The organism is Pseudomonas sp. 478 (assembly GCF_003254125.1).
In the GTDB taxonomy this organism is placed as follows: Bacteria; Pseudomonadota; Gammaproteobacteria; order Pseudomonadales; family Pseudomonadaceae; genus Aquipseudomonas.
In genome coordinates this window covers 295481-308438 of record NZ_QKZG01000006.1, presented here as the reverse complement: position 1 = coordinate 308438, position 12958 = coordinate 295481, and the positions used below count along the sequence as shown (strand labels likewise).

The following is a 12958-nucleotide window of genomic DNA, read 5'->3' as shown; positions in this document are numbered from 1 at the left end:
TCGGTGGCTCAGGTCAAACGTATCCGTCGTAACGTCAGCGGCATCATTCTGCTCGACAAACCACTGGGGTTCACCTCCAATGCGGCGTTGCAGAAGGTTCGCTGGTTGCTAAACGCCGAGAAGGCCGGGCACACCGGCAGTCTCGATCCGCTGGCCACCGGCGTGTTGCCGTTGTGCTTCGGTGAGGCCACCAAGTTTTCGCAATACCTGCTCGATTCCGACAAGGGTTACGAAACCCTGGCGCAACTGGGCAAGACCACCACCACGGCCGATGCCGAGGGTGATGTGTTGCTGGAGCGCCCGGTGACCGTTGGTCGCGCCGATGTCGAAGCGGTACTGCCGAAATTTCGTGGGCAAATCAGTCAGATACCGCCCATGTACTCGGCACTCAAACGTGATGGCCAGCCGTTGTACAAGCTGGCGCGGGCAGGTGAAGTAGTGGAGCGCGAACCGCGTTCTGTTACTATTACGCGCTTGGAATTACTGGCCTTTGAAGGTGATACTGCGCGGCTTGCAGTGGATTGCACCAAAGGTACCTATATCCGCACCCTGGTGGAGGATATCGGTGAGCAACTCGGTTGTGGCGCATACGTTGCTGAACTGCGACGTACCCAGGCCGGGCCTTTCACGCTGGCACAGACAGTCACGCTGGAAGAGTTGGAAGCGGTACATGCCGAAGGCGGCAACGAAGCGGTCGACCGCTTTTTGATGCCCTCGGACAGCGGCCTGCTGGATTGGCCTCTGTTGCAGTTCTCGGAGCACAGCTCGTTCTACTGGCTTAACGGCCAACCGGTACGAGCCCCGGATGCACCGAAGTTCGGCATGGTACGGGTACAGGATCACAATGGTCGCTTCATCGGTATCGGTGAAGTGAGCGAAGACGGGCGCATCGCGCCACGTCGACTGATTCGGTCAGAATGACCGGACGAGGGTGGCTGTTAACAGGCACGGTCACTACTCATTTTTAGATACAGGGATTTGTCCCTGGCCTGTTGAAACTGTTTTTTTGAAACAGTTTCCTGATAAAAGGATTGCCTCATGGCTCTCGACGTTCAAGAAAAAGCTCAAATCGTAGCTGACTACCAGCAAGCTGTTGGTGACACTGGTTCGCCAGAAGTGCAAGTTGCACTGCTGACCCACAACATCAACAAGCTGCAAGGTCACTTCAAGGCCAACGGTAAAGATCACCACTCCCGTCGTGGTCTGATCCGCATGGTAAACCAGCGTCGTAAGTTGCTGGACTACCTGAAAGGCAAGGATCTGGGTCGTTACCAGGCTCTGATCGGTCGCCTGGGTCTGCGTCGCTAATAAGCGATTGCGCTAGAGGTTGGTTGTCTGTCGTACGTCAGTGGGTTTCCCGCTGGCGCATGGCAGGCTCCCAGCCTCAAGTTTTATCTGGATACCTGCTTTACCTGGACAATGACAGTCGGGCCGATTCCCGGCGTTGCCCAAGAATTTCGCAAGAAGACAAGTTCCCCAAGAGCCACAAAAGAAGGTAGGACACCGTGAACCCGGTAATCAAAAAATTCCAGTTCGGTCAGTCGACCGTTACCCTCGAGACTGGCCGTATCGCCCGTCAGGCCTCCGGCGCAGTATTGGTCACCGTTGACGACGACGTCAGCGTATTGGTGACTGTGGTCGGCGCCAAGCAAGCCGATCCAGGCAAGGGCTTCTTCCCTCTGTCTGTTCACTACCAGGAAAAAACTTACGCTGCCGGTAAGATCCCTGGCGGTTTCTTCAAGCGTGAAGGCCGTCCTTCCGAGAAAGAAACCCTGACTTCCCGACTGATCGACCGTCCGATCCGTCCGCTGTTCCCAGAAGGTTTCATGAACGAAGTGCAGGTTGTCTGCACCGTCGTTTCCACCAGCAAGAAGACCGATCCGGACATCGCTGCGATGATCGGTACCTCGGCTGCGCTGGCCATTTCCGGCATTCCTTTCGATGGCCCGATCGGCGCTGCCCGCGTTGCGTTCCACGAAAGCACCGGCTACCTGCTGAACCCGACTTACGAACAACTGAAAGCGTCGAGCCTGGACATGGTCGTTGCCGGTACTTCGGAAGCTGTGTTGATGGTTGAATCGGAAGCCAAAGAGCTGACCGAAGACCAGATGCTGGGCGCGGTACTGTTTGCTCACGACGAGTTCCAGGTGGTGATCAACGCCGTTAAAGAACTGGCCGCTGAAGCTGCCAAGCCGACCTGGACCTGGGCTCCTGCGCCTGAAGCCACTGCTCTGCTGGGCGCTATCCGTGCCGAGTTCGGCGACGCGATCTCCCAGGCTTACACCATCACCATCAAGGCCGACCGTTACGCTCGTCTGGGCGAACTGAAAGACCAGGTGGTTGCCAAGCTGTCCGGCGAAGAAGGTCAACCGACTTCCGCTGAAGTCAAAGCTGCTTTCGGCGAAATCGAATACCGCACCGTTCGCGAAAACATCGTTAACGGCAAGCCACGTATCGACGGCCGCGACACCAAGACCGTACGTCCGCTGAACATCGAAGTTGGCGTTCTGCCGAAGACCCACGGTTCGGCTCTGTTCACCCGTGGCGAAACCCAGGCTCTGGTTGTTGCAACACTGGGCACCGCCCGTGACGCACAGCTGCTGGACACCCTGGAAGGCGAGAAAAAAGACCCGTTCATGCTGCACTACAACTTCCCTCCGTTCTCGGTAGGTGAGTGTGGTCGCATGGGTGGCGCTGGTCGTCGTGAAATCGGTCACGGCCGTCTGGCTCGTCGTTCGGTTCAGGCCATGCTGCCTGCTGCTGACGTGTTCCCGTACACCATCCGTGTTGTGTCGGAAATCACCGAGTCCAACGGTTCGAGCTCCATGGCTTCGGTCTGCGGCGCTTCCCTGGCTCTGATGGATGCCGGCGTTCCGATGAAGGCACCGGTTGCCGGTATCGCCATGGGTCTGGTTAAAGAAGGCGAGAAATTCGCCGTCCTGACCGACATCCTGGGTGACGAAGACCACCTGGGCGACATGGACTTCAAAGTAGCGGGTACCGCCAAAGGTGTGACCGCGCTGCAGATGGACATCAAGATCAAAGGCATCACCGAAGAAATCATGGAAATCGCTCTGGGCCAAGCCCTGGAAGCGCGCCTGAACATCCTCGGTCAGATGAACCAGATCATTGGCCAGTCGCGTACCGAGCTGTCGGAAAACGCTCCGACCATGATCGCGATGAAAATCGACACCGACAAAATCCGTGATGTCATCGGTAAAGGCGGCGCGACCATTCGTGCGATCTGTGAAGAGACCAAGGCTTCGATCGACATCGAAGACGACGGCTCGATCAAGATCTTCGGCGAAACCAAAGAAGCTGCTGAAGCTGCACGTCAGCGCGTTCTGGGGATCACCGCAGAAGCTGAAATCGGCAAGATCTACGTCGGTAAGGTTGAGCGCATCGTCGACTTCGGCGCATTCGTCAACATCCTGCCGGGCAAGGACGGTCTGGTTCACATCTCGATGCTGAGCGACGCTCGCGTAGAGAAAGTGACCGACATCCTGAAAGAAGGCCAGGAAGTGGAAGTACTGGTACTGGACGTGGACAACCGCGGCCGTATCAAGCTGTCCATCAAAGACGTAGCAGCAGCCAAGGCTTCGGGCGTTTAATCACTCCCCACGCCTGACCGCTTCAACGTTGTAAAAAATGCCCCGCAGTGAAAGCTGCGGGGCATTTTTTTGCCTGCGAAAAAATGATGCGAGCCATGAAGTTGCCTGACCCCAAAGTCAGTGCTAGGTTTAGCCCACTGCCCGTGTAGCTCAGTTGGTAGAGCAGCGCACTCGTAACGCGAAGGTCGCAGGTTCGATTCCTGTCTCGGGCACGAGCGACACGTTGTTTTCAGATGATCCCGAATGGTTCTGAAGGCCAGACAAACCGGGCTTCAAACGGTTTTTTTGCGTCAGAGAGATCCTTGATGATCCAGATCCATCTTCCATTCCTCAGATCAAAGAGAACGCCATGACCGTTAAAGAATTGACCCAAGAAGCCAGACACGCAGAAGCGCTGAAGAAGTATTTGCTGGATTCGCCCCAGCTAGCCGAAGAAATCAAGGACCTGCCCGCCGACGATCAGAAAGACCAGATCCAGTGGGCATTCGAGGATGAGGCAGAGTCCCAGGGCTTGCAGCCGTGGGAACTGACGCTCAAGTACACCTCAACCCCTGAAGAGTTCGAGGCTGCGCGCCTTGTTCTGCACAAGGAGGCTGCCGAGGTGTTGGGCGTCGAGTGGGAAGAGTACTGCGAGATGAATAATCTGGTGGTCTGACCTGTGGGAGCGGGCTTGCTCGCGAAAGCGGTGAGTCAGGCGACAATTGCGTCGACTGACACGCCCTCTTCGCGAGCAAGCCCGCTTCCACCTATGAAACGGGCGTTTTCTCAATCAAAGGCTCAGGCGCATCGACAGGTCGACAGCTTTCACATCCTTGGTCATCGCACCAATCGAGATGTAATCCACCCCGGTCTCGGCGATCGGTAGCAGCGTGCTTTCGTTGATACCGCCGCTGGCCTCCAGTTTCGCCTGGCCTGCATTCAGACGCACGGCTTCGCGCATGTCATCCAGACTCAATTCATCGAGCATGATGATGTCGGCACCGGCCGCCAGGGCTTCCTTCAGCTCGTCCAGGCTTTCCACTTCGATCTCCACCGGTTTGCCCGGGGCAATCTTGTGCGCGGCTTTGATGGCCTCCGGGATGCCACCGCAGGCGGCAATATGGTTTTCCTTGATCAGGAAGGCGTCGTACAGGCCAATACGGTGGTTATGGCACCCGCCGCAGGTCACGGCGTACTTCTGCGCCAGACGCAGCCCCGGCAAGGTTTTACGGGTGTCGAGCAACTTCACCTGAGTCTCGGCAACGTAATCCGCCAGGTACTGCGCGCGCGTGGCCACGCCAGACAGCAACTGCAGGAAGTTCAGTGCACTGCGTTCGCCCGTCAGTAGCGAGCGCGCCGGGCCTTCGAGGTGGAACAGCACCTGATTGGGTTTCACCCGCTCGCCATCGCGCACCTCCCAGTGCACCGCAACACGTGGGTCCAGTTGCCGAAACACTGCATCAACCCAGGCTGTGCCGCAGATGACGGCAGCGTCGCGGGTGATAATTGTGGCTTTGGCCAGGCGTTCGGCCGGGATCAGCTGAGCGGTGATGTCGCCGCTGCCGATGTCTTCGAGCAACGCACGGCGCACGTTGGCTTCGATTTCGGCGGTCAAATCGGCGAGACGTAGATTCGGCATAACGGACTCCACAAACAAAGTGGCCCGATTATAGGGCCATGGCGCTGGGCAACCCAAGGCATCAGAGGCGTTCCCATCGCTCTGTAACCTGCATTTGGTCGATTCGCCTGAGCAATTGGCACTCAGTCAGCGTTTGTCATAAGCGTCTATTTCAATGGGAAACGCAGAGTCTGCTGGTAGAGGGGACATCTTTTGCAAGATAATCCGCCTTGCTTTTGACGTCATGGCTTTGACGTGGATTTGGATTGACGACTTCGAAGACGCACCTTTTCAGGAGGCCTGAATGCACAACGACGGGAATGTAGTGCCTTTGCACAAGGTCGCTACCGACCAGGCGACTCTCTCGCCGCTCGCCCGCCTGCCTGTGATTCTGCTTCAGGTTCGCGACAAAGCCGCTCAACAGCTCAGGCATGGCTTGCAGGAACTGTTCGATAACGCCGACGACACGCTGTTCGAAATGGCCGACCGGGCCCGCAATGACGTCGAACAAAATCTCTTCTTCGAAGCCATGCGCGACTTGCGCCTCAAGCGCAAAAACATCGAACGCGGCTTTCTCGAGCAATTCTTCGCGGCTTTTGTCAGCCTTACCCAGTACGACATCACTCAATCTGCCTTGCCCCAGACGTTGGCCTTCGACGCTTCGGTGGTGCTGCCCGATGACGACGTGGAGCGCAGCGTGGCAGTGGAGGCGATGGTCAGTAAAGTGCTGAACCGCGACGGCTTCGCCCTGGACCAACTGACCGCCCGACTCAGCGCACTGTTGGGCAGGGAACTGCTCGATCAGCACAATCCCATGGGGCCGGCGATGCTCTGCGAGTACTTTATGCAGGCCGGGCGCAACCTGGGGGTGGAGATCAAGGTCAAGCTGATCATCCTCAAACTGTTCGAGCGCTATGTGCTCAGGGATGCCAATCAGCTCTACACCGAAGCCAATCAGTTGCTGAGCGCCACCGGTGTTCTGCCTGACCTTAAGCCCGCGCCTGCGCGTCGGGCCACGGATCGTGTAGCGGCCAGCGTCGGAGCTGAACCCGCACAGGCCAACACTCGCGCCAGTGGCCCGCCGACCGACGACAGCGTGCAGGAAGTCTTCGCGGCGTTGCAGGAGTTGCTGCTTCACGTGCGTGGCAGTGTCGCGCCGACCCTTGAAGCCAGTGCCCAGACACAGCCGATTTCCACCCGTGACCTGATGCGCCTGCTCTCGCACTTGCAGCAATATGTGCCGGCGCCGGAAGCCCAGGACGACTTCGATCTGCGAAACCAGCTCGAACAACTGCTGACCCGGGTCAGCGTCAAAAGTGGCAAGTCACGCGTGGTCGGGGTGGCTGACGAAGACGTGATCAACTTGATCGCCATGCTCTTCGAATGCATCCTCGATGACCGCAACCTGCCGGATTCGCTCAAGGCGTTGATCGGCCGTTTGCAGATCCCGATGCTGAAGGTGGCGGTGATCGACAAGAGCTTCTTTAGCCGCAGCAGTCACCCGGCCCGACGCCTGCTCAATGAAATCGCGACCGCCGCCATGGGCTGGGGCGAGTGCGATGACCATGGACGCGACAGCCTGTATCTGCGCATCGAGCAAGTGGTGCAACGGTTGCTGAACGATTTTGTCGATGATCCGGCGGTCTTTTCCGAATTGCTTGCGGATTTTCTCGCCTTCACCAGCGATGAGCGTCGTCGCAGTGAGCTGCTGGAGCAACGTACCCGTGACGCCGAAGAAGGCCGCGCCAGGACTGAGCTGGCCCGTCAGTGCGTCGAGCAGGTGCTGAACCAGGCCTTGTTGGGCAAAGTATTGCCGCAGCGGGTGGTGGTGTTTGTCCAGGAAGCGTGGAGCCAGGTGCTGCTGCTGACCTGTCTCAAGCACGGCGATCAGTCGGCCGAGTGGCACGCCGATGTGCAGTCCATGGAGCAATTGATCTGGAGCGTGCAGCGCCATGATGAGCCTGATGCGAGCCTGCGCTTGCTGGCGCTGGTACCTGGATTGCTCAAGTCGTTGCGCGACGGGCTGAGCAGTTCGGCCTTCGATCCGTTCGCTACCAGCGAATTTTTCAGTGAGCTCGAAGCCTTGCACGTTCAGCTGTTCGAACGTCCAGGGCAAAAACTTGAACAGTCTGTCGATACGCCGGTAATGGTCGAAGTGCGGCAGGAAGTCGTCCTGCGAACCGCCGACGAAGGTCCGGTTGATACGGCGTCAGTGCGCTTGCCGGAAGACGATGCCGGCCTGCTTCAGGTCGATCAACTGCGCTTGGGGTGCTGGGTCGAGTTTCAGGAGGACGAAGAAAACACCCTTCGCTGCAAGCTGGCGGCGATCATTGAAGCCACCGGCAAGTACATTTTCGTCAACCGCACCGGGATGAAAGTGCTGGAGCGCAGCCGCACCGGTCTGGCGCTGGAATTCCATCGTGGCGCGGTGCGCGCGCTGGACGACACTTTGCTGTTCGACCGGGCGCTGGAGTCAGTGATCGGCAACCTGCGGCGCCTCAATCACGGCAAGTGATCGCGCCCCGAGGGTCTATCGCGGCATACTGGGCGCCAACACAGTCGTCGTTGAAGGAACCTGTATGCAGTTGGACCCCGCGAGCGGTTGGTGTCAGGGCGTAGATATTTGCCCCTCGCCCAACTTCAATGCGCGCCCCTCGGACGAAATTTCCCTGCTGGTGATCCACAACATCAGTTTGCCGCCTGCGCAATTCGCCACCGGCAAGGTGCAGGAGTTTTTCCAGAATCGTCTGGATGTCACGGAGCACCCCTATTTTGAAGGGATCGCCGACCTGCGCGTGTCTGCGCACTTTCTGATCGAACGTGACGGCACCGTCACTCAGTTTGTCTCTTGTCTTGAGCGTGCCTGGCATGCCGGCGTCTCGAGTTTCGAAGGGCGGGAAACCTGTAACGATTTTTCCGTGGGCATTGAACTTGAAGGCACGGATGATCTGCCGTTCACCGATGCTCAGTATCAAGCGTTGACGACCCTGACCCGACAGCTGCAAAGCGCGTTCACGGCCATTACCGCACAGCGCATTTGCGGGCATAGCGACATTGCACCCGGGCGTAAAACCGATCCTGGGCCTGCGTTCGACTGGGCACGCTATCGCGCCGCCCTGGCAAAAGAGGAACAACAATGAGTTTTCTGGTGTTGCTGTTGGCGGTCTGGATCGAGAAGTTCTCGGCCCTGCGTCATCGAATTCAGCGCGATGGTGGATGGGTTCGCGAGCTGAACAAGCTTGAGGTCAGTCCGCGTCTGGCGAAAAGTCCGTGGCTGATCCTGGTGATCCTGGTGTTGTTGCCAGTGGCACTGCTGGGTTTGCTGCTCCTGGTACTGGACCCGGTGGCTTACGGTCTGCTGGCGTTGCCGGTGCATCTGCTGGTGGTGATTTACAGTCTGGGCCGCGGTGATCTGCTGGCCGGTCTCGGGCCGTTTCGCGATGCCTGGCGCCGGGAAGACCTGCAAGCGGCCGCTCATGTGGCGAACCGCGACCTGGGTATTTGCGCCGATAGCGGCGAACAATTGCTGGAACGGGTCGAAGGGCATCTGCTGTGTGAGGCTTATCAGAGTTTTTTCGCGGTGATTTTCTGGTACTTCCTGCTGGGGCCGGTCGCAGCCCTGAGCTATCGACTGCTGGCCCTGGCCGAAGAACACGGGCAGAACCCGGCCGTGGTCGAGCGCGCCGCCAAACTACGTCATGCGTTCGACTGGGTGCCGGTGCGTCTGCTGGCGGCGAGTTTTGCGTTGGTCGGCAACTTTGTCGCGGTCGGCCGGGTGATGCTGCACGAGTTGCTGAACTGGAACATCAGCGCCGCCCAATTGATCGAGAAGGTCGGGCTGGTTGCGGGTGAAATCCCGGCGCCGGTGGTCGGGCCTGACGGCATCAACAGCCTCGACCGGATCTGGGAACTGCTGCTGCGCGCGGCGGTGCTCTGGTACGCCGGTTTTGCGCTGTGGACCGTTCTTCCTTAACCCAACTTTATGGCGAACGCTATTGTGGCGAGGGAGCTTGCTCCCGCTGGGTGGCGAAGCACGCCCCGTGCGATTTATCTGTTAAAGCGCGTTTGCCGGTTTTACGACTGCTACGCAGCCGAACGGGAGCAAGCTCCCTCGCCACAGGAATATCACTTGCCTGAAGGGACATCCGCTGCCTGTTGAAAAGACAGCCCTCCGTTAACCTTAAGTTACAAAACCTCCCGTCGATTTAGGCTATACAGAGACAGCGCCGAATAGTGGCTATCTGCTCTCGACCCGCGCCTGCCAATAAGAATAAGAAATCAAAGGGAGACTTCCAGTGAAGAGCTTGCTCTATCCCGCCGTCGCGCTGATGAACCGCCTGAGCTTTGGCATGAAGTTCAGCCTGATCAGCGTGCTGTTCCTTGTGCCGATGTTGGTGACCAACTTCTATCTGGTGCGCGATTCTTATCGAGAATTCCAGGGCACCCGGATCGAGCTGCAGAGCCTTGATCTACTGGGCAGCAGCCTGACGTTACGGCGCGATCTGGAAACCCTGAACAACCTGGTGCAGATCAACGTCACCCTTGGTCAGTCCGGCAAGGCCGGCAATGTCGAGTCGCAGATCAGTACCGTGGGGCAAAATGTGCTGACCCGTTTGCAAGGGCTGACGGCGATGACCGCGGACCCCGAGCAAATCATGGTTTTCGATGGCAAGCGCGATGAAATGATCGCCGCGTTCAAGGCCCAGCAAACGGAAAACTCCCTGCAAAGCAAAAGCGCGATGATCGGCAAGTTGCTCGGTAACGCACAAATTTTCAGCCAGATTATCGCCAGTCAGGCCGGCCTCAGCCGCGACACCCAGAGCGACATGCGCCAGCTGAGCGAACTCATTACCAATGTCACCCCGCCCGTGACCCAGCTTCTGGGCGAAGGCCGGGCGATGGGTTCTTTTTCGCTGGGGCAGGGCTTTCTCAACTCGGCATCGAGCACCCGTTTTGATGAGTTGCTGGCGCAGATCGAAAAACTGCAGGCCGAATATGCCCTGAGGTTGCAGGACGCGCTGGGCTCCAGCAAAGCGGCACGGGAAACCCTGGCGGCTCAGGCCGATATCAGCAAGGCATCGTTGAAAAAGGCCAGTGAACTGTTCGAAGAGCAGGTCGTGATGGCCGACACGCTGGATGCGCCGTGGCAGGGCTTTTACGATCAGGTCACGGGCCTGATGGACCAGACCTACCAACTCAATGAAGCCACCCTGAAGTTCCTCGGCACCCAGTTGCAACAGCGACTGGAGCAGAACCGCACCCACATGGTCTTGCAGGCCGTGGCGTTGTCGGTGGTGTTTGTGCTGATTTTTTACCTTTACGGCGGCTTCTACGCCTCGACCCGCACCACCCTCAAGCGTCTTGGTGCGGTGATGGACAAGGTCGCGGCCGGCGACATGACGGTGACCTTCAGCGCTAACAGCCAGGACGAACTGGGCGAGTTGGGCGAGGTGTTCAACGGCACCGTGAAGAAAATCCACGACCTGATCGAGCGGGTCGGCCAGACCGTCAGTGAGGTCGAGCGCCAGGCCGGGCAGGTGGAGAACGTTTCCGCCCAGAGCAACCAGGCGGTGGCGGGGCAGCGCACGCAGATCGAGCAGGTCGCCACGGCCATGAACCAGATGTCCGCCACGTCCCTTGAGGTTGCACGCAGTGCCGCGGCAGCGGTCAGCAGCGCTCATAGCGTCAACGATGAGACCATCAGCGGTCGCGGGCTGGTGGAATCCCAGCAGGGCAGCATCGCTGCACTGGCCAGTGAGATCGACCAGTCGGTGCTGGTGATCAACCAACTGGCCAGCGACAGCCAGTCCATCAGCCGTGTGCTGGAGGTGATCAAGAGCATCGCTGAACAGACCAACCTCTTGGCGCTCAACGCGGCCATCGAAGCCGCTCGGGCCGGTGAGCAGGGTCGTGGTTTTGCGGTAGTGGCGGACGAGGTCCGGACCCTGGCCAAGCGCACCCAGCAATCGACCGAGGAAATCGAGCAGATGATCGCCAAGCTGCACAGCGGTGTTGGCGCTGCGGTGAAGGCGATGGGGACCAGTCATCAAATGGCCAACGGCACGGTGGGGCAGTCGGAAAAGGTTCAGCAAGCGCTGGAAAACATCCTCGGTGCCGTCGGCATGATCGTCGATCAGAACCAGCAAATCGCCGCCGCCGTAGAGCAGCAGACCGCCGTGGCCCACGACATCGACCAGAATATTGTGGAAATCAACCGCGCCGGTGAGCGTACCGCCGAAGGTGCACACCAGACCGAGGATGCCAGTCGCGCATTGTCGGCTCAGGTGGTGGAGCTCAAGCAGCTGATCAGCGCGTTCCGGGTCTGAAGCCTGGAACCGGTTCCCCTGTGGGAGCGGCGGTGCGGCGATCCGACTTGTTCGCGAAAGCGGCCTGACAGGCGACATCTATGTTGAATGTTGCTCAGCCTTCGCGAGCAAGCCCGCTCCCACAGGTTTTGCGAACAGTCTGTAGTATTTGTTCCCTTTGTTTGTGGCGTTTTTCCGGTTTTCCTCCACCGTCTGGTTTTTGGTCTTTAATCAAGGAAGATCAATCACTTGGACCCGCCCTGAGGAGGCTCGGTAATGTCAGCTGTAACGATTGGAATCCAGGGTCATTGCGCTCATTGCGGGAGCACACTCCTGCTCAAACCCTGGCAACTCAACGCCATTGCGATCAACGAAGCGTTCGCGTGTTCCCACTGCCAGAAAGCGCTACAACTGAACGATCCGAAACAGATCAAGCGCTTCAAGTCCCTCGACTCACTGGCATTATTGCGGGCGAGCACGATGGTCATGGTTTGCACCGCGTTGCAGGTGGCGTTGGTGTTGGAGTGGATCGGGATATTCAGCGTCGTGGAGCAGCTGAATTTTTCGCTGTTGGCGATTTTCGTCTACTTCGCCGTCATGCGGTTTGCCCGGCACCGACACCACATGACGCTGACGCTGGAAGCCGCCAAGGCCCACGCCGACTGATTACCAGTTGAACAGCTCACAAGCGTTGGCCGTGCTGGCGGCGGCCAATTGCTCGGGACTGATCGCCATGATCCCCGCCAGTGCCGAGCAGATGGCCGGCAGATGCGCCGGGCTGTTGCGTTGGCCGGGGAACATGGCGGGCGCCATGTCCGGAGAATCGGTTTCCAGTACCACCGATTCAAGCGGCAATTCAGCCAGCACACGATGCATGCGCAGGGCCTGAGGCCAGGTCGCGGCACCGCCCAGGCCCAGTTTGAAACCGAGTTTGATGTATTCGCGGGCTTCTTCTTTGCTGCCGGCGAAGGCGTGAATGATCCCTGCACGTTTCAAGCGAAACCGCTTGAGCGTGGCAATCACCGCCGCATGGCTGCGTCGCACATGAATCAGCGCGGGAAGATTGAAGTCCGCCGCCAGTTGCAGCTGCGCATCGAACAGTGCCTGTTGGCGTTCACGGTCCAGGGTTTCGATAAAGTAATCCAGACCGATCTCGCCCACCGCGCACAACTGCCGATGACCCGCCAACCGGGTCAGCCAATCATCCAGTTCGTGTAAGTCTTCAGGACGATGATCATCCAGATACACCGGGTGCAGGCCGAACGCCGCATACAGGTCGGGATCGCTTTGCACCAGATCCCAGACCCGCTGCCAATTGCCCTGATAAACCCCCAGCACCACCATCCGCCGCACTCCAAGAGCGCGGCTCTCGGCCAACAACGCCGTGCGATCCTCGTCGAAGTCCGGAAAATCCAGATGAGTGTGGCTGTCGATCAGCTCCACGG

Annotated in this window: 11 protein-coding genes and 1 tRNA gene; 10 read left to right on the top strand and 2 right to left on the bottom strand. The window is 58.7% G+C overall.

Going from position 1 to position 12958, the window contains the following annotated elements; all coding sequences use genetic code 11:
• Positions 1-3: 3 nt before the first annotated feature.
• The 5 genes from truB (at position 4) to DFS28_RS15160 (ending at position 4266) form a co-directional block, all read left to right on the top strand.
• Entirely contained in the window at positions 4-921 is a 918-nt protein-coding gene (gene truB / locus DFS28_RS15180) for a tRNA pseudouridine(55) synthase TruB (RefSeq protein ID WP_008149014.1), read from the top strand.
• A gap of 117 nt (positions 922-1038) precedes the next feature.
• The gene (gene rpsO, locus DFS28_RS15175; RefSeq protein ID WP_003176135.1) at positions 1039-1308 is read left to right on the top strand and encodes a 30S ribosomal protein S15; all 270 of its coding nucleotides are present in this window, start codon (positions 1039-1041) and stop codon (positions 1306-1308) included.
• 197 nt (positions 1309-1505) lie between these two features.
• Complete coding sequence (gene pnp / locus DFS28_RS15170; protein ID WP_111450462.1) at positions 1506-3611, top strand: polyribonucleotide nucleotidyltransferase; 2106 nt, start codon at positions 1506-1508, stop codon at positions 3609-3611.
• A 139-nt stretch (positions 3612-3750) separates the two neighbouring features.
• A tRNA-Thr gene (locus DFS28_RS15165) sits at positions 3751-3823 on the top strand.
• Between the two features lie 137 nt (positions 3824-3960).
• Positions 3961-4266: a DUF6388 family protein gene (locus tag DFS28_RS15160; RefSeq protein WP_111450461.1), complete on the top strand. Its 306-nt coding sequence runs from the start codon at positions 3961-3963 to the stop codon at positions 4264-4266.
• A gap of 114 nt (positions 4267-4380) precedes the next feature.
• Here DFS28_RS15160 and nadC read toward each other — a convergent pair whose 3' ends face one another.
• Positions 4381-5229 (bottom strand): carboxylating nicotinate-nucleotide diphosphorylase, encoded by an 849-nt coding sequence (nadC, locus tag DFS28_RS15150; RefSeq protein ID WP_111450460.1) that lies wholly within the window; start codon positions 5227-5229, stop codon positions 4381-4383.
• Between the two features lie 283 nt (positions 5230-5512).
• Here nadC and DFS28_RS15145 point away from each other — a divergent pair, with 283 nt between their 5' ends.
• The 5 genes from DFS28_RS15145 (at position 5513) to DFS28_RS15125 (ending at position 12179) form a co-directional block, all read left to right on the top strand.
• Positions 5513-7723, top strand: a complete 2211-nt coding sequence (locus DFS28_RS15145) for a DUF1631 domain-containing protein (protein WP_111450459.1) — start codon at positions 5513-5515, stop codon at positions 7721-7723.
• 64 nt (positions 7724-7787) lie between these two features.
• Positions 7788-8348 carry a 1,6-anhydro-N-acetylmuramyl-L-alanine amidase AmpD gene (gene ampD, locus DFS28_RS15140; protein WP_008149001.1) on the top strand — a complete coding sequence of 187 codons (561 nt, stop codon included), beginning with the start codon at positions 7788-7790 and terminating at the stop codon, positions 8346-8348.
• The gene (ampE, locus tag DFS28_RS15135; RefSeq protein ID WP_111450458.1) at positions 8345-9181 is read left to right on the top strand and encodes a regulatory signaling modulator protein AmpE; all 837 of its coding nucleotides are present in this window, start codon (positions 8345-8347) and stop codon (positions 9179-9181) included. Before ampD ends, ampE begins: the two co-directional genes overlap by 4 nt.
• 322 nt (positions 9182-9503) lie before the next feature.
• Entirely contained in the window at positions 9504-11534 is a 2031-nt protein-coding gene (locus tag DFS28_RS15130; protein ID WP_111450457.1) for a methyl-accepting chemotaxis protein, read from the top strand.
• 255 nt (positions 11535-11789) lie between these two features.
• Positions 11790-12179, top strand: coding sequence for a hypothetical protein (locus DFS28_RS15125; RefSeq protein WP_111450456.1), 390 nt, complete (start codon positions 11790-11792; stop codon positions 12177-12179).
• Here DFS28_RS15125 and DFS28_RS15120 read toward each other — a convergent pair whose 3' ends face one another.
• Positions 12180-12956 carry a TatD family hydrolase gene (locus DFS28_RS15120; protein WP_111450455.1) on the bottom strand — a complete coding sequence of 259 codons (777 nt, stop codon included), beginning with the start codon at positions 12954-12956 and terminating at the stop codon, positions 12180-12182.
• Positions 12957-12958: the final 2 nt, after the last annotated feature.